Raw genomic sequence first — 20,491 nt, forward strand, 5'->3', positions numbered from 1 at the left:
CTACATTACAAATTATTCTTAACGTTGCCGTGTTACTCGTGTTCGTTGGAATTTTATATTATATGAATAAAAAGCACGTTAAGTTTTCAAACCGTGTTTTTACTGCACTAGGCTTAGGTATTGTACTTGGTCTTGGATTGCATTTAATATATGGTATTGATTCTGACGTTTTAGCAAAAACAACAAGTTGGTACAATATTATTGGTACTGGCTACGTTAAATTGCTACAAATGGTTGCGATGCCATTAATTTTTATTTCCATCTTAATAGCCTTTACGAAAATGAAGGTTGGTAAAAACTTCGGGAAAATGGCAGCTCTTATTTTAGCCATTTTAATCGGTACAACTGCTGTTTCAGCTGCTGTCGGTATTTTTTCAGCAACGGTGTTTGATTTAGATGCTTCTCATATTATGCAAGGTGCTGCAGAGGCAGAGCGTGGAGCGTATCTAGAGGAGAAAACTTCTGGATTAACTGCACCAGATTTACCAACACAAATTATTGAGCTATTCCCAGCAAACCCATTCTTAGATTTAACAGGTGCTCGTTCTACATCAACAATCGCTGTTGTCATTTTTTCAGCGTTCTTAGGTTTTGCATACTTACGTGTAGCACGTAAAGATGAAGACACAGCAGCGACTATTAAAAAAGGCTTGGATGCAATCTATGCACTAGTAATGGGCGTTGTAACAATTGTCTTACGTTTAACACCATATGGTATTTTAGCCATTATGGCGCGTACAGTTGCAACATCTGATTTCGGGGCAATCTATAATCTAGGTAAGTTTGTTGTTGCGTCTTATGTAGCATTATTTATCGTGTTATTAGTACACTTATTAATTCTTACTTTAAGTGGTTTAAATCCATTTACGTATTTAAAAAAATCTGCAGAAACATTATTGTTTGCCTTCACTTCACGTTCAAGTGCAGGTGCCTTGCCGATGAACATTAAAACACAAACAGGCCGTCTAGGCGTACCTGAAGGTATTGCGAACTTCTCAGGCTCATTTGGTTTATCTATTGGTCAAAATGGCTGTGCTGGTGTTTATCCTGCAATGCTAGCGATTATGATTGCACCGACAGTTGGGATTAATCCACTTGATCCGTTGTTTATCATTACTGTTATTGCAGTAGTAGCAGTCAGCTCATTTGGTGTAGCTGGTGTCGGTGGTGGTGCGACATTCGCAGCCATTCTTGTATTATCAGCACTTGATTTACCAATTGCACTTGCGGGTATATTAATTTCCGTTGAGCCATTAATCGACATGGGTCGTACAGCTCTTAATGTAAGTGGTTCAATGACTGCAGGTGTGACAACTGCACGTATTACAAAAGAATTGGACACTGAAATGTACAATGATAAAGAATTAGGTGCTCAAGTATCGGATTTATAAAAATCAATTTCACCTTGGTGAAATTGTAGCTGACGCTTTGCTTTCGCTACAGAAAAACATTTGCTGAATGAAGATAAAGAGCTACTCTCTAATGAGAGTAGCTCTTTTTGATCGGATATAAAAAGTGGGTTGTTATGTAAGAAACAGCCCATTTTAATGATAGGAAATCCAATCATCTCTTTATATTATTTTTACATAAAAATCTTTACCGTTTATAAGCTCGGTCAGTTCAATGTTGTGAATTGTTTTATAGTAATTATAAATATTACGTGCTAACCCAGAGTGTCCATTTAAATATGTTCCCTTTTTAATCTCTTTGCCTGGATTATGGAAATCAAAATACAAGCGAGAATTGGGGCACATTGCATCCAAAATTGCTTTAAACTCTTGCTCTTCAATATGAATCCCACGTGTATATCTGCACTCTCTGCGGTACGTATCATGAGAAACATTCACTGGCGACGACTCAAGAACCATTTCGATTTTTTTACTCAAATGTTAGCAGCTCCTTTTTAGAAATTAGCACTAAAGGGTAATAAAAAAGAGGTGAAATCTTTTTTTAACAAAGATCTACTTTTCTAAATGTTCATCACCTAAAGTTTGGGATGATATTTGTTAGAAGGAATACCATGCGAGTGAAGCGGGGGAACGAAGGCTAAAAACATCACGTCCTGTGATAACGCCTTCGTGACCAACCTCGTGTCGCTGTCGCTTCGCTTTCGCACAAAAAACATCTGTTGGCCCAAAGCCCCCGGGAAAGCGCCCAGTCGGAACGGAGATCAACTACACGCTATTGTGATGATCGGTGAGTCTATGACTAATATAGTTCCAGTATATAATTATCAGAAAATTATATCAATATTTTCCCTACCAATCTTGTTGCTGTATTTCTTCTGCTACTACTTGTAAATCATAAGCGGTAATCATTAAAAGTGTATATTCATGTGTCTCCATATATTTTTCTGCAAGACGTTTCATATACTTCGGGGAGCCTTCGTTTTCTTCGTCATAAATTAGCAGCAGACCATCTGTATTTTGGATAATGAATTTATCTTTTTCGATAAATTGCCATGGAGCCTCGTATGGCTTTTTCGTTACACTCGTCACAAAGTCTGCTTGCGCTACTAATGCTTGATATTTTTCTTTTTTATGTTCTTGCCAATTTTTCTCCTGCTCTAAAAAAGGAGTGATAATAGCATATTGTAAATGAGGAAATTCCTTTTTTAACGTAAGAATAACCTCGGCACCCCATGTTTCGACACCTTGCTGACCACTAATAATCACCCATTCTAAACCTTCGTCTATCAATATACGTAGTCGGTTTTCGAGTGCTTTTTTTATGATGGCAATGCCGGGGTGCTTGTCATTGAAAATGCCTAATTCATGTGGTCTATAGCCAGTAATAATAATTCGCTCTAGCAAAAAAACGCCCCCTAAGCTGTATAGTATGTGTAGTCATAGTATACAGTAGGAGGCATGCGAAAACGAATTACAATATGTTGTTGATAGTTGATGGTTACATTAACAGCTCGGAAAGCCTAATTGATTAAAACGTGTGGGAAAAGATAACAGCACTACTTAATGCTTTACTATATTAAAAAGCAAATAGTGTTAAAACTACAGCAACAGCAGTACAGATTCCTAAAAACCACCATGTATCAGTAAAGTCCTCTTTAGAGTCGCTATTCATGTAAAGTACTTCCTTTCTGTTCTGTTTTTATCTGTCCGTTCCAAGACCAATTCGTCCATACACGCAGTATAGTTTCAAATGGTCCACGTTTAAATTTCTTGAAATAGGCAAGGCTGAAAACACATTGCAAGCTATACACGACGATTCCAAATAAAATACCGCCAAATACGCCTAGCTTGCCGTATAAGCCTAGACCATATCCATAAAATACTGTTGTACAAATAATGGTTTGCATTAGATAATTGGTTAAAGATAATTTACCGACACTTTCAAATGCAGGTGCGAGACGTTGTACAGGGCGAGTTTTATATAGTAAAGCTGCAAGGCAGACATAGCCAACTGCTAATAATTCAGATCCGCCTATTAACAACATTCCGGAAAAGTTGTTTTCTATAAAACTTAGACTCTTTAAAGTTAGCCCTATTGGAACAAGCAGAGCGCCAAGCTTATACCATTTCTTTTCGTCGTCCATATTTACAAAAGCATGCTTTTTAGCGAGCCCCATGCCGAAAAGGGTCAATGAAGTGGTAAACATTGGTGCAAGGAAAATTAATGAGAAAAAGACTAAACCTGCATCATCTATACCCGGAGGTAGAACATTTGCACGGAAATCATAAATGTCTAAGTAGCTTCCATTAGCGTATACATTGTCGGCTTTCTCTATATAGGTTGCCATTTCTTTCTGTTCTTTGTTGGTTTCTTCTAAGGAACGAAATGATAAGGCTGTAATAAGTAATAAGAAGATGCCAGCCCAAATAAATAAAGTTTTTGGTTTGCGATTAATAAATGGGATTAAGAACAATATCATAAAGCCGTAGGAGAACAAAATATCGCCTTCCCATAAAAACGTTGAATGTAGTAAACCTAAGGCTATTAATCCAGTTGAGCGGCGTAAAATGGACCATCGACTCTTATCTTTTTTTCTACGAATAGACTCTATAAGTTTAATAAGAGAGAAGCCAAATAAAATGGTGAAGATCGGCATAAATGAGCCTTCTATAAAAATTTTCACAAAATATAAGGCTCCATTATCGAGAGTGGATAGATCTTTTAGTTCATCTTTGCCATACATGCCAAACTGGAAAATCAACAAATTTGCCATTAAGATGCCAAATAAACTAAATCCACGCATCGTATCTATGAAGGTAACACGGTTAGTTGTCATTGCGTTTTATCTCCTTAATTGGTTATCTTATACATAGTGTAGTTGGTAAAGCTTATGGTGAAATGATGACTACCTTAAAGTAATCTTAAAAGAAGGTGATAGCATGCAAGACGCTTCAATTTTAGTATTAGAGGACGAACGTGCAATTGCAGAAATGATTGAAATTATATTAAGAAAAGAAGGGTTTTTAAACATTACTCTCTGCGAATCCGTTCAAGAAGCAAAAAAGAAAATTGAAATGAAGGTTTTTGATTTTTATCTATTAGATATTATGCTCCCGGATGGTAGTGGACTGGATATGGCGAATATGATTCGAGAGCAAAGTGAAGCACCTATATTCTTTTTAACTGCAAAAGCTAGTGATGCGGATAAGCTTCGTGGTTTTATGAACGGTGCAGACGATTATATTACGAAGCCGTTTAATCCACTTGAGCTTGTTGCGAGGGTGAAGGTCCAGCTTACAAGATATATAAAGAAAAAAGCTATACCCGAAAGTCATTTATTTTCATGCAGTCGATTTACATTCGATATCGATGCGGCAGAGGTGACTGTAAATGGCACAAAGGAAATTATTAGTGGTAGGTTATTTTATTTATTGAAATATTTATGTGAAAATGCAGGGCAAGTATTATCAAAAGAACAGATTTACGAGCGTGTGTGGGGTGACTGTTTATTTGATGATAATACTGTGATGGTGCATATTCGAAAACTGCGTGAAAAAATAGAAAAGAACCCAGGTAAACCAACCTGCATTATTACTGTGAGGGGTATTGGTTATAAACTTGTTGGAGATGTCCCTTCATGAAGCCAGCTAGAAGATTAACGCTTCGTTTTGTATCTTATTTCATCATTTTTTATTTACTAATCATTACAGGCTTTATTATAAGTTTGGTATTTTTCGCTATCTTTATAAATCGTCATGTCGGTGACGATATTCATATAATGTCTTCCTCCGAAATTAAAGATGATGCTGTTGTAGAAAAAGGGGACTCCATTAAGATTGCTGATTATTTAGTGAAGCGAGCCGAGGAGAACTTAGGACAATTATATTTGTTCAATCAATCAATGGACATTGTTGATTACACGGGAGACACGTGTGAACTATGTAGTATGACTGATAACGAAATAATGGTCATTAAACGGCCGGGAATGCACACGTGGGAGATTCCTAAATATCATTTGTTATTCCTTCCGGCTTTACCTGTCCAACCGCTTTTTGAGGAAGTAGTTCAGGATTGGAAGAATAAAGGAGAGATTCCTTCAGAACTGCTGCAACGTTTACAGGATAAGAAAGCCTCAGTTGAAATCTATAATGAGCAGTGGGATCGTGTAGAAGTCATAGGCGAGCGCCATAAAAAGCTCCATAAGCCTCAATTGCTGGAAGAGAACTACGATATTTTTGAGTATAAAGAGCTTACGCGAAATGTTGCTTTAGAGGATGGCTCAACACTAGTTGTACGTATGCCCAATCCATCGTATAAGCCATTTGATGAGCCTTTTAATAAAGCGATGGTTTTATTTGTTTCCGTCTTCTTTGGCGGACATATTATATTGTTAATAGGGATCCTCTTTTTATCGGTTAGTATTTCCCGTCAATTTGTTCGTCCGCTTGTTTATGTCATATCTCGTATCGAGCGACTAACGCAGTTTGACTACAGTAAAGTGAGAGATAATAGTATCCATCATCGGAAGACAGGGAAGTTAAAGAGGAAATTTAAGTTATTTCAGCCAGTGGATGAATCGATTAATAATTTATCAGATCGTCTTTCCTCTAATGAAAGACAGATTAAGCATGCAGAGCAATTTCGTGAGGAATGGATAACGGGTTTATCGCATGATTTAAAAACGCCATTAAGCTCTATTTATGGTTATTCAACAATGCTTGCTTCGAAGGATTATGAGTGGACGAAGGAAGAAATGCGCGTCTTTGCAACTACGATGCAGGAGAAGGCAACGTACATGGATGCCCTTATACGAGACTTAACATATACGTACCAATTAAAAAATAGAGCGATACAGCTTGAAAAAGTATTGATCCCACTCAACGTATGGTTACCTCAATTAGCTGATGATCAAGTGTCCGTAAACGTATATGGGGATGTTATGCTTGAAGCGGACGAGCTTTTATTAAAGCGCATTTTAGATAATCTTATTACCAACGCAAAAAAATATACGCCTGTTGGTACAAAGGTAAATGTAGAAGCGCAAAATATAGGCCAGGAGATTATGCTGACAATTGCCGACCAAGGACCAGGAATTCCCCAAGAGGAGCTTGATAACCTCTTCGAGCGATATTATCGAGGTACGAATACTACGGACGATACAACGGGTACAGGTCTAGGATTGGCTATTACTAAACAGTTAATCGATTTACATGGGGGTACCATTAGTGTCCAATCAGGAGCGGAAGGTACAATTTTTGTATTGAAATTTACATGTAAATAGTAGGTCTTTGGATAAGGAAAAATCGTAAAATAAAATTATTGTAATAGGGTAGAAGCCGAAAAAAGGAGCTATATGGAAAGTCGTGAATGTTTGACTTTCTATATAGCTCTTGTTGTTTATGTGGTTATTTTAAGCAGCGCTCTGATGGTCGCTCAATTTTGACATAGCGCCATAAGCTATTAGCGATATCACGAGCTTCTTCTGCGTGTACGGTTCCAACGAATGCTTTACGGAAAGGTGTAAGAAGTGATTCGATAATAAAGAGCTTTGGTTTCTCACGCTGTAATTCCTCTAATAAGAATTCCACGTATTCTAACCCTTCTACTGTTTCGTTCTTAGCTAATCCTTTTTTAAAGCCTGTTAATTGTTCGATGACCGTTTCCTTATCAACTGTTTTAAAATTCACGACGTTTTGGATCGTATTGATCATTTCCGTACTGATGATAATTTCTTTTGATTCAAGCATAACGGGTATAATTACGCTAATATTGCGTAATGCTACACGTACAATGGCTTCGCGATTTATATATTTATAGTCAGCAATTAAGACTGCGCGCAATGTAAGGTTAATCATACCAAGTGTCTGCACGGCACATTCATAGCTAATTGGACTAATTTCTTCTCCAAAAACTTGTACAAGTCGACTGGCTAGCCACTCCAACTCTTGTAAATGATAGTTTAAAATTATTTTTTTTAATTCATTATCCCTTGAATGGAAAATCGATTCGAAAATTTGAATTAAATTATGTTCTCGATTGACATACATGAGAACTGCAACTTGCTGTGTTAATACTTCCAAATCAGTAGGATCCTTACCGTAAATAAGTTCGTGGCGGCGATTACTTGCCTCTTCGCGCCCTTCATCTAATATGGCGATTAAACATTCATTTTTAGAGGGAAAATGATTATAAAATGTGCCCTTTGAAATTTTTGCTGCATTAATGATGTCATTAATCGATGCATCCACGATTCCTTTTTCAATAAAAAGAGCACGGGCAGCTGTAATGATTTGTCTTTTTCTTTTGTTCATAACCTCACCTTTTTTAAAATATTATACTCTTATTCTATATTGAAAACGCTTATATATCAATGTTTTTTAAAATTTATAATCTTAACTGTTGAAAAAAATAGACTACGAGTATAAAATAAGTTTTATCGAAAAAACAAAGAAAGAATTGAGGGATATAAATGAATAGTGAGCAAACATTGAAAAAGCCCCCCTATGGCATGATTAGTATTTTATTTGTGGGTGCTTTTGTTGCTTTTCTAAATAACACATTGTTAAATGTTGCATTACCAACAATCATGAAAGATTTTGGTATAACGTATTCATCTGTACAATGGCTCGCAACAGGTTATATGCTTGTAAGTGGTATTTTAGTACCTGCTTCAGCATTCTTCGTAACGCGCTTTAAAAATAGACATTTATTTATTGTAGCGATGTCAGTCTTTACAATTGGTACGGCTATGGCTGGATTTGCACCTAACTTTGGTACACTTTTAGCAGGTCGTATGGTGCAAGCAGCAGGGGCTGCAAGTATGTCACCACTTCTAATGAATGTAATGCTAATTAGTTTCCCAAAAGAAAAACGCGGGGCAGCAATGGGTATTTTCGGTCTAGTGATGATTTCTGCACCAGCAATCGGCCCTACATTATCAGGATATATTGTTGAGCATCACGATTGGCGTATGCTATTCCAAATGATTATTCCGTTTGCTGTCATTAGTTTATTGTTTGGTATTTGGAAATTAGAAAACGTGATGGATACACGTGAAGTTCATTTAGATATCTCATCAGTGCTATTATCAACAATTGCATTCGGCGGTATTCTATATGGTTTCAGTGCTGCAGGGGATAAGGGCTGGTCAAGTCCTTGGGTATATGGCACGATTTCAGCGGGCCTACTTGCTTTAATCATCTTCATATTTAAACAACTACGTATGGATCAGCCTTTACTAGAATTACGTATTTATAAATACCCAATGTTTGCATTGGGATCAGCGATCTCGGTTATCGTCTCAATGGCTATGTTCTCTGGGATGATTTTAACGCCTGCTTATGTACAATCAATTCGTGGAATTGAACCATTCGAAGCGGGCTTAATGATGCTTCCTGGGGCACTTGTAATGGGCATTATGTCGCCGATTACAGGGAAAATGTTCGATAAATTTGGACCGCGTGTACTAGCGATTATCGGTTTAACGATTACAACCATTGCGTCATTCGGTTTAACAAAGTTAGAAATAGATTCAAGCTATACATTTATTGTGTCCATGTACACAATTCGTATGTTCGGATTATCAATGGTGATGATGCCGATTATGACGAACGGTTTAAATCAATTACCACAAATGATGAACCCGCACGGTACAGCTATTAACAATACTGTACAGCAAGTGGCAGGGGCAATTGGTAGTGCCGTGATGGTAACGTTCATGAATAACCGTACAAAAGCAAAAGCTGAAGAATTAATTGCAGAAGCAAAAGTCAATGCATCGCAATCTGGTGTTGCACCAACACCAGAACAAATGCAACAAATGCAGGATCACATTACGCAAACTGCTTTATTAGATGGTATTACACACTCATTCTTCATAGCAGCTTGTATTACAGTTATTGCACTTGTGCTAGCGTTCTTCTTAAAACGCGTTAAAATTGAAAGCACAGCGACTTCAATGGATTTGAAAAAACCAACTAAATAATTTTGGTATTTAGACCTGTTAGTAGATTTTTTCTTCTAACAGGTTTTTTTGATAAAAGAAAAGACTAATTGAGCGATAAATGAGGCAATTTGGGTGATAAAACGTAATTAGTGGTCGATAAACTTAAAAAGTTGGTCGATAAATCAAAAAATGTAGGCGATAAATTTTTATTTATTGAGTATTACATGCAGGATGCAGGGGAAATTTAAATAGACTAAACGTCCAGAGGCAACTGGAACGGATCCTTCTTTATCAGTAGGGACAAAAAGCAAACTTAACTACGATATATAGTTACAAATCAATGAATTTTGAAAAGATTGTCGAAATTGTGATTTAGCTCATTGAAATAATGTACAAACAACCTTATAATGGAGGTTGTAACGTCACCAAGACAAGATAAGGATGGAATTATGATGCACTTTTTGCGAAATAAAGTTAACATTGTAATAACAAATTATACGAATTGCTATCCAGCTCTTGAGACTGGTGATTTGTAAGATATAAGCGCTGTAACGACTGTTAAGAAGTGCCTTAATGGTCTTTTTTACATGGAAGTAATAAAAATTAAAATAGTGATAGTGATGGCAAAGGAGAGTTCAAAATGTCAGAAACGAATAACCAAACACAGTCTGAACAATTAACTGTGAGTAAAGAACAACTGGATGTGCTAGATCAATTATTAAAGCCTGAGGTTCAGGAATCACTTACAACTTTAGTTGAACAATTACCAAAGTTAACTGAAATGATGACGTTATTAACAAAATCATATGAGTTTGCTCAAGCTGTTTCAACTGACGAAGTACTGAAAAATGATACTGTTAGTGCGGTAACAGAAATGGCAGGCCCAGTAGTAGGCTCAGCTAAAAACCTTGCAGCTACTGCAATTGAAGCGAAAGACCGTGCGTCTGAAAGCCAAGAAGCAATTGGTTTATTCGGTCTTATGAAAATGTTAAAAGACCCACAAGTTCAAGGTGTTTTCCGTTTTGTTAATGCTTTCTTACAAGTAAACGCTGAACGTAAAGCTAAATAAGACTCGACTTGAGATATATTCAAAACGTAAGGACGGAGGATTAATTAATCATGTCAAAAGAAATCGTCATCTTAGGTGCTGGTTACGCTGGCGTTTTAACTGCATTAACTGCACGCAAATATTTATCAGCTGATGAAGCTAAAATTACTGTAGTAAACCAATTCCCAACACACCAAATCATCACTGAACTTCACCGTTTAGCTGGTGGTACTATTGCTGAAGGTGCTGTTGCTTTACCACTTAAAAAAATCTTTAAAGGTTTAGATATTGATTTACAAATTGCTAAAGTAACAAAATTCAATGTAGACAATAAAAAAGTTGACCTAGATACTGGTTATACTTTAAATTACGATACTTTAGTAGTATCTTTAGGTAGCCAAACTGGATTCTTCGGTATCCCAGGATTAGAAGAAAATTCAATGGTACTTAAATCAGTGAACGAAGCAAACAAAATTAACAAACACATCGAAGACCGTATTAAAGCATACGCTCAAACAAAAGACGAAGCAGATGCAACAATCGTTATCGGTGGTGGCGGTTTAACAGGTGTAGAGCTTGTTGGTGAAATCGTGGACAACTTCCCGAAAATCGCAGCAAAACACGGTGTTAACTTTGCTGACCTTAAAATCAAACTTGTTGAAGCTGGTCCAAAAATCTTACCAGTACTTCCAGATGTACTTATCCAACGTGCTACTGAAAGTTTAACAAAACGTGGCGTAGAATTCATTACTAGCACTCCTGTAACAGGTGTTGATGGTAACGTCATCTCTCTTAAAGATCGCGAACCAATCGTTGCCAATACGCTTATTTGGACAGGTGGGGTAGCTCCACTTCCAATCGTAGGTGAGTCTGGTCTTGCAGCAGACCGCGGTAAAGCTACAATTAACGAATTCTTACAATCTACATCTCACAATGATGTATTCGTAATCGGTGATGCATCTGTAGCATTGCCAGCTGATGGTGGACGTCCACTATACGCACCAACTGCTCAAGTTGCATGGCAAATGGGTGAGTGCGCTGGATACAACCTATTCGCACAATACAAAAACCAAGAGATGAAACCTTTCTCTGCAATTAATTCTGGTACACTTGCAAGCTTAGGCCGTAAAGACGCTGTTGCGACTATCGGTGCTAGCAACACAGAACTTAAAGGTCTTCCTGCAACACTTATGAAAGAAGCGTCTAACATTCGCTATCTTACACACATTAAAGCGCTATTCGGCTTAGCGTACTAATATTTTAAGGGCATGAATCAATAGTAATATTGAATTCATGCCCTTTTTGTTTTGATAAGGTAAACTAGAATTTAAGGTGAAGTGAAAGCCAGACATTTCAGCAGTGAATTTGTATGGAAGAGTCGAAGCGATGGAAAGCGGAGCCAGGGTGACGGAAAGAAATCAGAGCGACGGAAGAAACAGCCGAAGCGACGGAAAGAACAGCCAGAGCGACGGAAGAAACAGCTGAAGTGACGGAAAGAACAGCCGAAGCGACGGAAAGAAATCAGAACGACGGAAAGCAGAGCCAGGACGACGGAAGAAACAGCTGAAGCGACGGAAAGAACAGCCAGAGCGACGGAAAGAAATCAGAACGACGGAAGGGACAGCCGAAGCGACGGATAGAGAAGTCAAAAATATGGATAGAGAAGCCAAAAATATGGATAGAACAGCCAAAGTCGTGGATAGCCTCGCCCAAATCGTGGATAGAACCATCAAATTCGTGGATAGAACCATCAAATTCGTGGATAGAACCATCAAAGCGACAGAAAGCATAACCAAAGCGACAAACAGAGCTATGGATACATCTGTAAAATGCCATTAAATCAAATCCCGACATTTTAGTAGCACCTCTTATAATATGAGGTGCTACTATTTTTATAAGCTATTGCTTCCGTGTGCAAAAGTGAAGCAACAGCAACAAAATAAAGTTTCTTCTAGTCATTAATCTTAGAAATATTTCTATAAAATCTGACCTTCGAAGGTTGTACATTAAAAATTAGTAGTACAGATGCTACCACAAGCATAATAATGGCTGCACATACAACAACGTATCGAATAGATGTAATTTCAGCGGCAACGCCAAAGATGGCAGTGATGATAATAATGAACAAGGCTTCTACAAATCCATAAATACTGCCTATTCTCCCCATGCTATCGACAGGGATATTGTTTTGGTAAAACGTATAGAAGCCGGTATTGGCAAAGGCCATCGCAAAGGACAAAATAAAGCATCCTAAAGAAGCGATAAGAAATGTATAAGAGGATGTGAAAATTAAATAGCCTAATGCTGTTATCAATGACCCCAAACCTATAAGCCAAGCAGTTGGTATTCTTTCAACGATGGCTGTATTCATTAAAGAACCAACTAATACTCCAGCACCTGCTATGCCCACCAAAACACCGTATTTACCTTCGGATAATGAGAGTACTTGAGTAGCAAAAGCAGCTTCTAAAGAATCCGTCGCTGTCATCATGACAATCATCGCACTAAATAAAAGATAGATCATCATAATATAAGGATTTTTAAGGCTAAATCTTATAACAAGCTTCCAATCATTGAATAATACCTTATAGGAAATTTTCTCATCAACAGCTTTACTAGCCAACTGTTGATTGGCTTCAACATTAGGCATTCCAAATGTAATACAGGCTGATAAAAATAAAGCAAGGGCATTTAAGTAAATTGCCATATTAGGCGTTCCAATCGTAAATAGCAGTCCTGCAATAGCTGGACCAGTTACGAACGCGCCGGAATCAAGTAAGCTACGAAGCGAGTTAAAACGTTTTCTTTGTTCAACTGGTATCAATTTCGTAATGTAAGTCATAGAAGTCGGACGATACATAGAACTAGCCATTGTGATAACAAAGACCATGAAATATATCCAAGTCAGAGTAGAGAAGAAAGGTAGTGTGACAATTAGTAAAGATTCGAAAAGGTTGAGAACAATCATGAGATATTTTTTATTTAAACGATCTATCAAACTACCTGACCAAAAACTGGCAAAAAGTGTAGATGACGCTCTAACGATATACAAGCCGGACACAGCGATAGCAGATCCTGTAAGGTTTAAAACAATTAGATTTAAAGCTATAAAATATATCCAGCTTCCAACGCTGGAAACACCAATACTAAACAATAATATAGCCGGATAACGCCACTTTTCTATTAATTTATTCACGCCCATATAAATTCCTCCTTGTAGTTATGACAAGTAACTAAAACAAAAAAATCCCACCCCCAAGACGATTTGTCTTAGGGACGAGATTGTGGAATTTATACTCACGTGGTGCCACCCTAGTTCACTATTATGTCGCCATAATAGCCTTTTCAGTACGGCATAAATACTTATGCTTATACTGTTTCTCTGTAACGGGAGTTCCCGTCGCACCATCATTCAAGCAGAAATCCAATGCGCTACTCCGAGACTTGTTTCGATAATTCGTTCTTACTCGTTTTCAGCAACCCGAGCTCTCTGGGAAGAACAACCTTATTTACTCTTCTCTTCAATGTATTTTTGATAGTGTAGCATATATTTGTAATTATGGTAAAGTGTTCTGGTAAATTTTTAAAACATTCCGATATTTCACGAAAAGATTCCGACATTATTGAAGATAAGCTTTAAGCTCCGTTAAAAGTGATTGGCAAAGAATCACTGACGCTACTGTATGATTTTTTATTTCAAGAGAATGGTCAGCATTTTCTACAATAGCAAGCTTAAATGAAGAAAGTAGTCCTAATCTTTCTTTAGAATAATGAGGATCAGCAGTACCGATTGCTAGAAATTCCTGCTTTCCAAGCAAATTTTTCATCACAGGATCAAGTGACAGTAGGGGTGTCAAAAGCACATAACGAGAAGGAACAGATGACACTCGCTGCATATAAAAATCGGTGATCGGTAATGTTCCGAGTGATTTTCCTATGTATACAGATTCGGTATAAGATTTGGTACTTAAAATATATTCCACAATAGGGTTTGCGGCATTATAAACCATTGCTGAAATAGCTTCTGGCTCCTGTTCAATTTGTTGCGAATCAAACGTATAGCATACTTGTACTACATCATAGCCAAGTTCTAGCATTAGCTCAGTTGAATAATAAAGAAGTGGTTTTTCATACGTATAGCCAGTGCCAGAGAACATTAAGCACACCCTGTCACTTTCGTTATCAAAGTAATTGTATAGTACATCGTTGTATTGTTCTTTTCTCGGTTTGATTTTCATGGAAATACCCCCATTTATTTCATATTTGTTTTATAATCTAACTATAACAAGGGGGGAGAAATTTATGAAGGCTGTGATCATCAATGAGTTTGGTACTTCTGATGTTTTAAAGTACGTAGAATGTCCGAAGCCCACTATTTTAGCAGGGGAAGTATTAATACGTACGACATATACGAGTGTGAATTTTGCTGATATTAAAAATAGAACAGGTAATAAAGCTAAAGCAAATTTTCCAATGATACTCGGTTTAGATGTAGCTGGTGTAGTTGAAGAGGTTTTTGATGAAAATAGTGCATTTAAAGCTGGAGATGTTGTTATTGCATTCCCGAAAGATGGAGCCTATGCAGAATATGTGGTGGCGAAAGAGCAGCTTGTTTTCAAAGTTCCAAATGATGTCCCTTTGGAAAAGGCAGCCGCTGTGCCAACGGTTTTGTTTTTATCCTATCTCTTAACACATCAAATCGCTCCAATTCGAACAAATGATAGCGTATTAATTCATGCAGCATCTGGTGGGGTAGGGACAATGCTTATTCAAATGGCGAAAAAGCTAGGTACTAAAAATATTATTGGCACAGTTAGTGATATGAAAAAAGCGACAATAGCCTATGAACTAGGTGCCCACCATGTACTGACATACGATAATTTTAGTGCGCAAGTCAATGAATTTACGGATGGTCAAGGTGTAAACATTATTTTTGACTCCATCGCTGGAAATATTACGGAAGAGAGCCTTAACTGTTTAGCTCCGTATGGGACGCTAGTGCAATTTGGAAATAGTGGTGGTAAAGCAGGTAATATAAAAACATCTGATTTACATAATAGCTGCCGCAATGTGAAAGGTTTTAGCCTAGGAACGACTCGAGCTTCCAAGCCAGAAATGCTACAACAAGTTACCCAGGAGATGTTTGCATTGCTGAAGGAAGAGAGCTTCCAAGTACCTATTGCAAAGATCTTTAAATTAGAGGAAATGCAGAAAGCCCATGATTTGATGGAAAGTCGACAGCATCAAGGGAAAATATTAATTAAAATATAAAATAATCAAACCTTGGTGTGAATGAAATAACGGAGATGAGGACAACTTTTTCGATTGGTTGCATTACAATCTAAATGTTGGGGATTCTTTAATTATGTAGTCTGTAAATAAAAGGAATCTTAAAAATGTAGTGGTAGATATAAATATTGAATAAACAATGAAAAGATGACTCTGATATGTTAGAGTCATCTTTCTTATACCGGCATAGTTAGCGTTATTGCTTGTCTAGTTCATTGATTTTTTCATATATACGTCGTTTACGATAGAGCATAATTCCTGCTTCAGCAACATCCTGAATCATTCCTTTATTTGCATAGGCACCGAAAATCATCCCAGCTACCGGAATCATTTGAAACAGCTTTTTCCAGCCGAATTGATCGCGATACGTAAAAAATACTTCCTGCCAGCCTTGCAGTTGTGAAATCATATCCTCCGCTGCACGATTCGTAGTATGCATAGAAGAAAGCTCCTTCAATATAGCTTCTTTGCCGACAATATCAGCAGTGGAGAATTGGAGACATTTAACGATGAAAATTCGTTCCATTTTATCGTTTGGATTATAGCCGTGAATGATCGCAATCTCTTGCAATGTTTTTAAAGCCATTCCTAAAATAAAAGGAATGTCTATTGCCAGTGTAAAGATACCACCAAAGCCGGTAGAAGCACCTTGTACTGTTGCTAATTTTACGCGTTCATTTTGAAGTTTGTCACTTAGAGCAATCATATCTTCCAAAGGGATTTGTCCTATATCAGATATAGCAAAAATAGTATGAAACGAAGAATTGTTGCGGATTTTCTGCATCATAGCCTGTTCATTAATTAAGTATTGCCCACCGGATTGAATATAGCTCCCTAATTCATCAACTAGTAATGCTATCTTATTTTGAAGAAAGGTAGGTGTCATCTTATCTAAAATTTTAAACGGAATGCGACCTAATTTCTCCCAAAACCACAAATCCTTTTGATCTTTCTCCCATGCTTGAATTTCTTGCAAATGCTTTTCTAATTGCTCGAGATTCTCCATTTTGTCTATTCCCCTTATATGTGCATTTAGTTTAAATACGAGAAGAATTTTAAAAAGGTTTCGATAGTTTTTATAAATTTTTGAAATTATGCTGGTATGGATGATTGCCAAACTGTTGCAAGTAACGTGATACCTTCATTGATTTGCTCAAGGGTAAGCCCACCATATCCTATAATGACCATAGCATGTTCAGAGTTGTGCTGATAGGAGGTTGAACATGGGTAGACTTGGATACCTTCCTCCTGCGCAAGCCTAATCGCCTCTTGTTCAGAAAGTCTTTTTGGTAACTTCATAACGATGTGTAGTCCAGATTTTTCACCTATTACTTCGAATTCATTCGAAAAATGAGTGTTAATAGCTACTAATAATGTCTGTTGCTTTTTGCGATAAATCGTGCGCATTTTGGCTAAATGCTTATCAAATAAACCTTGAGCAATAAAATCTGCTAACACAAGCTGGTCTATTTTGGAGACAACGGATTTTTGTTCTTGATTAAAATGAGTAAAAGCTTTGACTAACGATTTAGGCAAAATCATGTAACTTATGCGCAGCGATGGGATAAGAGTTTTGGAAAATGTTCCGAAATAAATTACGCGTTGAAGCTGATCCATTTTTGCTAAAGAGGGGATAGGGAGCCCCTTATAACGAAATTCTGAATCATAGTCATCTTCAATAATATATGCTTTTTCAGCAGTAGCCCATTGCAGAAGTGCTGCACGGCGTTCAACAGGCATAACCATGCCTAGTGGAAACTGGTGTGCGGGTGTTGTGTATAACATGTGGATTGATTTTTTCGGTATAGTAACCCCTGAGTTATCAACAGGAATTGCCTGAGTTGTTAGTCCACATTGTTGTAATGTTGCATGTACTCTTTTAAAGCCAGGATCCTCTAAGCCAACATGTGCTTTTGGACCAAAAATGTGACATAGAGCTTGAAGCTGAGTTTGTGTACCACTATACACAAACACCTGTGATGCCTCACAAGTAACACCTCTGGATCGTTCAACATAACGAGCGATTTCCGTCCGCAATATTGCTTCTCCTTCCCAAGGGCTTGTCGTTAAATTATCCACATTGAAGTGCTTTTTCAACAGCTTATGCCAGCTGGAGAATGGAAAAGCCTCCTTATCCACATGTCCGTTATTAAAATCAAATTTTATAGTATATGTAGTTGATGCATTAGCTGTGGATATGTGGGGTTTTTGCTGCTGTTCCCATTCAAATTCAAAGGGCGCTATAAAATAGCCAGAGCGTTCCTTACTATAGATATAGCCTTCAGCGAGTAATTGCTCATAAGCTTCTTTAATTGTATGGACACTGACGTCAAGTGTTTTCGCAAGTGTCCGTTTAGAAGGCAATTGCTCATAGGCCATTAGTTTCTTACTTAAAATGGCCTGCTTTATTTCTTCGTAAATTTGCACGTACTTCGATGAATCTTCCGTAAATGAGATCGATAATTCCAAAACGGTGCACCTCCTGGTACGGTATATTTTTTGAAAATTGGTTCTATCTATCATATCAGAATTATCGTTAAATATTAAAAAGGAGTGAAGCAAAATGGAATTTTTAGCGTTAGAAAATGAGGTTGTATTACTTAAGCCATTAGCACAAGAGGATAGGCAAGGAATATTAGATGCTGGTAGTTATCCAGAGATTTGGTCGCACATGTCCACAGCAATAGAAAAGATGGACGATGTGAATAAATTTGTGGATAAAGCATTACTAACAAAACGAGAAAAAACCGAGTTCCCTTTCGTAATTGTGGATAAAAAATCTGAACAAATCATCGGCTCGACCCGATTTATGGATATTGATGACACGCATAAACGGCTTGAAATAGGTACTACATGGATTTCACCTGCTTTTTGGCGTACGGCTATTAATACGAATTGCAAATATTTATTATTACAATATTGCTTTGAAGTATTAAATCTACAGCGTGTTCAAATTAAAACAGATCATGAAAATGTGCGTTCACAAAGGGCTATTGAACGTCTAGGGGCAACAAAGGAGGGGGTCTTGCGTAATCATATGGTGCGTAAGGATGGTACAACTCGCCATACTGTGATGTACAGCATAACTCTACAAGAATGGCCACAAGTGAAAAAACACTTGCAGCAGTTGCTAATTGACGCTACTGAGAAGTTGAGATAAAGAAATTATTATACTAAAAAAAGAATGGTCATTAGTCGACCATTCTTTTTTTATAGATAAATCCAACTACAATCCAAGTAACTAGTGACCATACAATAATTGTAGCCATTGGAATAATGACATCCATTGTTGTGTATGTTCCTTCTAAAGCCTCTGCTAATAGTAGCAATTGAGAACTTGGTAACCACTCAGCGATTTTTAAAATAGGAAAGGTAGACGATAATGCTAGGGCAAGAGAGCCAAACGAGAAAATAATGATAACCGGTAGAATAATAAGAGATCCTTCCATAATCGTTTTAGCGAATAATCCACATAATGTTCCTATTGCAATATAAAACACAGTCGAAAGTATTAAAGCGATAGCTAAGATGAAAAGGTTAGCTGGGTTATAGCCAACTATGAAAATAGTCAATGCTACAACTACCATTGTAAGGATAGAGACAAACAAGCTTTTACCAATTAAAATATCGCCAAGTGAAGCAGGGGAAAGCATTAGACTACGAAGCGTATTTTTTTCTTTCTCCTCTGCAATTAGACAGCATTGTACATAGGCAGTCACCGTAGAAAATGCAATATTTATTGGAAGGAAATAGGCGTCGATAGTAGCTGCACCTGTTTTGTTGTATAAAAATGCCATAACAAGTGGCATAAGTAACATAACGGATACCGCATAGTTACGTGAAAATTCCTTGTAATCTTTCATTAAAATAGCTTGAATACGTGTCATTGAAAGGTTCATACTAAATCACTCCCTGTTATTTGCATAAAAATAGTACCTAGTGTTGGCTCATTCGTATAAATGCGTGAAACTTCGTTCGATTGCATCCAATGAAACAGTTTTTTTGCATCCTGTTCTCCAGTTTGAATGATTTCACTGGCGCCGCTTTTCAATTCAACGGTAATAGATTCATCACCGAACTCTTTTTTCAAATCCTTTGGCGCACCAATTGCTCGAATTTTTCCTTTATGTAAGAAGGCTACACGATCACAAAGTATTTCTGCTTCACTCATATCATGAGTTGTTAAAAATATTGTTGTACCCATCTCGTTTAATTTGCGTAATCCATTATAAATATGTTGTGTATTAACAGGATCGAGTGCAGAAGTTGGTTCATCTAAAAATAATAGTTCTGGTTTATGCATGATGGCACGTGCTAGCGTAACACGTTGCATCATTCCTTTAGAAAGCTGACTAATTTTCTTTTTACGATCACCGTATAGGTTAACAAAATCCAACGCCTCTTTTACGGCTGATTTAGGTAATTGATATAAATTACTGAATAGTAATAAATTCTCCTCGATTGAAAGTCGTGTATATAGTCCGCTATTATCTGTTAAAATACCGAAGCGTTTGCGATTGTTACTTTGTTTCATCTCATTTGCTGGGCGGCCAAACAATAAAACGTCGCCATCAGTTTTTTCAGTTTGTGCTGTTAATATTTTAATAGTAGTCGTTTTTCCAGAACCACTAGGTCCAAGAAAGCCGAATATTTCTCCTTTTTGAATGGTAAATGAAACATCCTGTAATGCTGTTTCCTTATTAAATGTTTTTTTCAAATGCTGAACATCGATCACTGCGTTCATTTGAAAACCTCCCTGTGTTGTTGTTGATGTCTCAACTATAAGGGACAATGAAGAT

At 37.2% G+C, this 20,491-nt stretch carries 19 protein-coding genes and 1 other annotated feature; of the genes, 8 read left to right on the forward strand and 11 right to left on the reverse strand.

Translation table 11 applies throughout. The features are described from left to right. Nucleotides 1-62: 62 nt before the first annotated feature. Nucleotides 63-1,391 (forward strand): L-cystine transporter, encoded by a 1,329-nt coding sequence (locus tag ACQKMI_RS20595; protein ID WP_427492076.1) that lies wholly within the window; start codon nucleotides 63-65, stop codon nucleotides 1,389-1,391. Nucleotides 1,392-1,571: 180 nt separating this feature from the next. Here ACQKMI_RS20595 and ACQKMI_RS20600 read toward each other — a convergent pair whose 3' ends face one another. The 3 genes from ACQKMI_RS20600 to ACQKMI_RS20610 form a co-directional block, all read right to left on the reverse strand. Continuing rightward, nucleotides 1,572-1,886 (reverse strand): hypothetical protein, encoded by a 315-nt coding sequence (locus ACQKMI_RS20600; protein WP_427491918.1) that lies wholly within the window; start codon nucleotides 1,884-1,886, stop codon nucleotides 1,572-1,574. 372 nt (nucleotides 1,887-2,258) lie between these two features. Then, nucleotides 2,259-2,813 (reverse strand): SLOG family protein, encoded by a 555-nt coding sequence (locus tag ACQKMI_RS20605; protein WP_427415146.1) that lies wholly within the window; start codon nucleotides 2,811-2,813, stop codon nucleotides 2,259-2,261. 260 nt (nucleotides 2,814-3,073) lie between these two features. Continuing rightward, on the reverse strand, nucleotides 3,074-4,246 hold the full coding sequence (locus ACQKMI_RS20610) for a DUF418 domain-containing protein (protein ID WP_427491920.1): 1,173 nt from the start codon (nucleotides 4,244-4,246) through the stop codon (nucleotides 3,074-3,076). A gap of 103 nt (nucleotides 4,247-4,349) precedes the next feature. On the opposite strand from ACQKMI_RS20610, the gene ACQKMI_RS20615 reads away from it, so the two are divergent. Next, nucleotides 4,350-5,051: a response regulator transcription factor gene (locus tag ACQKMI_RS20615; protein ID WP_427491922.1), complete on the forward strand. Its 702-nt coding sequence runs from the start codon at nucleotides 4,350-4,352 to the stop codon at nucleotides 5,049-5,051. Next, a complete protein-coding gene (locus ACQKMI_RS20620; protein WP_427491924.1) occupies nucleotides 5,048-6,691 on the forward strand; it encodes a sensor histidine kinase in 1,644 nt (547 codons plus the stop codon). The genes ACQKMI_RS20615 and ACQKMI_RS20620 overlap by 4 nt, the downstream gene beginning before the upstream one ends. Before the next feature lie 124 nt (nucleotides 6,692-6,815). Here the strand turns inward: ACQKMI_RS20620 and ACQKMI_RS20625 are convergent, their stop codons facing one another. Beyond that, nucleotides 6,816-7,721: a TetR/AcrR family transcriptional regulator gene (locus ACQKMI_RS20625; protein WP_427491926.1), complete on the reverse strand. Its 906-nt coding sequence runs from the start codon at nucleotides 7,719-7,721 to the stop codon at nucleotides 6,816-6,818. 158 nt (nucleotides 7,722-7,879) lie between these two features. Between ACQKMI_RS20625 and ACQKMI_RS20630 the strand changes: the two genes are divergently transcribed. The 3 genes from ACQKMI_RS20630 to ACQKMI_RS20640 all read left to right on the forward strand — a co-directional run bounded on the left by ACQKMI_RS20630 (nucleotide 7,880) and on the right by ACQKMI_RS20640 (nucleotide 11,659). Then, complete coding sequence (locus tag ACQKMI_RS20630; RefSeq protein WP_427491928.1) at nucleotides 7,880-9,394, forward strand: DHA2 family efflux MFS transporter permease subunit; 1,515 nt, start codon at nucleotides 7,880-7,882, stop codon at nucleotides 9,392-9,394. 601 nt (nucleotides 9,395-9,995) lie between these two features. Further along, the gene (locus ACQKMI_RS20635; RefSeq protein WP_427491930.1) at nucleotides 9,996-10,424 is read left to right on the forward strand and encodes a DUF1641 domain-containing protein; all 429 of its coding nucleotides are present in this window, start codon (nucleotides 9,996-9,998) and stop codon (nucleotides 10,422-10,424) included. Between the two features lie 50 nt (nucleotides 10,425-10,474). Next, on the forward strand, nucleotides 10,475-11,659 hold the full coding sequence (locus tag ACQKMI_RS20640) for an NAD(P)/FAD-dependent oxidoreductase (RefSeq protein WP_427491932.1): 1,185 nt from the start codon (nucleotides 10,475-10,477) through the stop codon (nucleotides 11,657-11,659). A gap of 265 nt (nucleotides 11,660-11,924) precedes the next feature. Here ACQKMI_RS20640 and ACQKMI_RS20645 read toward each other — a convergent pair whose 3' ends face one another. The 3 genes from ACQKMI_RS20645 to ACQKMI_RS20655 all read right to left on the reverse strand — a co-directional run bounded on the left by ACQKMI_RS20645 (nucleotide 11,925) and on the right by ACQKMI_RS20655 (nucleotide 14,641). Next, nucleotides 11,925-12,257, reverse strand: coding sequence for a hypothetical protein (locus ACQKMI_RS20645; RefSeq protein ID WP_427491934.1), 333 nt, complete (start codon nucleotides 12,255-12,257; stop codon nucleotides 11,925-11,927). A gap of 97 nt (nucleotides 12,258-12,354) precedes the next feature. Continuing rightward, entirely contained in the window at nucleotides 12,355-13,605 is a 1,251-nt protein-coding gene (locus ACQKMI_RS20650; RefSeq protein ID WP_427491936.1) for an MFS transporter, read from the reverse strand. Nucleotides 13,606-13,672: 67 nt separating this feature from the next. Then, nucleotides 13,673-13,937 (reverse strand) — a binding site (T-box leader). Nucleotides 13,938-14,023: 86 nt separating this feature from the next. Then, nucleotides 14,024-14,641 (reverse strand): hypothetical protein, encoded by a 618-nt coding sequence (locus tag ACQKMI_RS20655; protein ID WP_427491938.1) that lies wholly within the window; start codon nucleotides 14,639-14,641, stop codon nucleotides 14,024-14,026. A gap of 64 nt (nucleotides 14,642-14,705) precedes the next feature. Between ACQKMI_RS20655 and ACQKMI_RS20660 the strand changes: the two genes are divergently transcribed. After that, on the forward strand, nucleotides 14,706-15,674 hold the full coding sequence (locus tag ACQKMI_RS20660; RefSeq protein WP_427491940.1) for a quinone oxidoreductase family protein: 969 nt from the start codon (nucleotides 14,706-14,708) through the stop codon (nucleotides 15,672-15,674). 214 nt (nucleotides 15,675-15,888) lie between these two features. On the opposite strand, the gene ACQKMI_RS20665 is transcribed toward ACQKMI_RS20660, so the two are convergent. After that, nucleotides 15,889-16,698 carry an EcsC family protein gene (locus ACQKMI_RS20665; RefSeq protein ID WP_427491943.1) on the reverse strand — a complete coding sequence of 270 codons (810 nt, stop codon included), beginning with the start codon at nucleotides 16,696-16,698 and terminating at the stop codon, nucleotides 15,889-15,891. A gap of 86 nt (nucleotides 16,699-16,784) precedes the next feature. Continuing rightward, entirely contained in the window at nucleotides 16,785-18,161 is a 1,377-nt protein-coding gene (locus ACQKMI_RS20670; RefSeq protein WP_427491945.1) for a PLP-dependent aminotransferase family protein, read from the reverse strand. 94 nt (nucleotides 18,162-18,255) lie between these two features. Between ACQKMI_RS20670 and ACQKMI_RS20675 the strand changes: the two genes are divergently transcribed. Beyond that, nucleotides 18,256-18,852 carry a GNAT family N-acetyltransferase gene (locus tag ACQKMI_RS20675; RefSeq protein WP_427491947.1) on the forward strand — a complete coding sequence of 199 codons (597 nt, stop codon included), beginning with the start codon at nucleotides 18,256-18,258 and terminating at the stop codon, nucleotides 18,850-18,852. A gap of 31 nt (nucleotides 18,853-18,883) precedes the next feature. On the opposite strand, the gene ACQKMI_RS20680 is transcribed toward ACQKMI_RS20675, so the two are convergent. Together ACQKMI_RS20680 and ACQKMI_RS20685 are read right to left on the reverse strand one after the other, a co-directional pair. After that, entirely contained in the window at nucleotides 18,884-19,591 is a 708-nt protein-coding gene (locus ACQKMI_RS20680; RefSeq protein WP_427491949.1) for an ABC transporter permease, read from the reverse strand. Then, entirely contained in the window at nucleotides 19,588-20,436 is an 849-nt protein-coding gene (locus tag ACQKMI_RS20685) for an ABC transporter ATP-binding protein (protein WP_427491952.1), read from the reverse strand. Before ACQKMI_RS20685 ends, ACQKMI_RS20680 begins: the two co-directional genes overlap by 4 nt. Nucleotides 20,437-20,491 lie beyond the last annotated feature (55 nt).

Origin of the sequence: Lysinibacillus sp. NPDC097214 (assembly GCF_050277945.1) — a bacterium.
Classification (GTDB): Bacteria; Bacillota; Bacilli; order Bacillales_A; family Planococcaceae; genus Lysinibacillus; species Lysinibacillus xylanilyticus_B.

Excerpts from the sequence above, each read along its gene's own strand:
- ACQKMI_RS20595 (WP_427492076.1), top strand. The coding sequence starts at position 63 with ATGAATAAAAAGCACGTTAAGTTTTCAAACCGTGTTTTTACTGCACTA.
- ACQKMI_RS20610 (WP_427491920.1), bottom strand. The coding sequence starts at position 4,246 with ATGACAACTAACCGTGTTACCTTCATAGATACGATGCGTGGATTTAGT.
- ACQKMI_RS20615 (WP_427491922.1), top strand. The coding sequence starts at position 4,350 with ATGCAAGACGCTTCAATTTTAGTATTAGAGGACGAACGTGCAATTGCA.
- ACQKMI_RS20620 (WP_427491924.1), top strand. The coding sequence starts at position 5,048 with ATGAAGCCAGCTAGAAGATTAACGCTTCGTTTTGTATCTTATTTCATC.
- ACQKMI_RS20625 (WP_427491926.1), bottom strand. The coding sequence starts at position 7,721 with ATGAACAAAAGAAAAAGACAAATCATTACAGCTGCCCGTGCTCTTTTT.
- ACQKMI_RS20630 (WP_427491928.1), top strand. The coding sequence starts at position 7,880 with ATGAATAGTGAGCAAACATTGAAAAAGCCCCCCTATGGCATGATTAGT.
- ACQKMI_RS20635 (WP_427491930.1), top strand. The coding sequence starts at position 9,996 with ATGTCAGAAACGAATAACCAAACACAGTCTGAACAATTAACTGTGAGT.
- ACQKMI_RS20640 (WP_427491932.1), top strand. The coding sequence starts at position 10,475 with ATGTCAAAAGAAATCGTCATCTTAGGTGCTGGTTACGCTGGCGTTTTA.
- ACQKMI_RS20645 (WP_427491934.1), bottom strand. The coding sequence starts at position 12,257 with ATGTCGGGATTTGATTTAATGGCATTTTACAGATGTATCCATAGCTCT.
- ACQKMI_RS20650 (WP_427491936.1), bottom strand. The coding sequence starts at position 13,605 with ATGGGCGTGAATAAATTAATAGAAAAGTGGCGTTATCCGGCTATATTA.
- ACQKMI_RS20655 (WP_427491938.1), bottom strand. The coding sequence starts at position 14,641 with ATGAAAATCAAACCGAGAAAAGAACAATACAACGATGTACTATACAAT.
- ACQKMI_RS20660 (WP_427491940.1), top strand. The coding sequence starts at position 14,706 with ATGAAGGCTGTGATCATCAATGAGTTTGGTACTTCTGATGTTTTAAAG.
- ACQKMI_RS20665 (WP_427491943.1), bottom strand. The coding sequence starts at position 16,698 with ATGGAGAATCTCGAGCAATTAGAAAAGCATTTGCAAGAAATTCAAGCA.
- ACQKMI_RS20675 (WP_427491947.1), top strand. The coding sequence starts at position 18,256 with ATGGAATTTTTAGCGTTAGAAAATGAGGTTGTATTACTTAAGCCATTA.
- ACQKMI_RS20680 (WP_427491949.1), bottom strand. The coding sequence starts at position 19,591 with ATGAACCTTTCAATGACACGTATTCAAGCTATTTTAATGAAAGATTAC.
- ACQKMI_RS20685 (WP_427491952.1), bottom strand. The coding sequence starts at position 20,436 with ATGAACGCAGTGATCGATGTTCAGCATTTGAAAAAAACATTTAATAAG.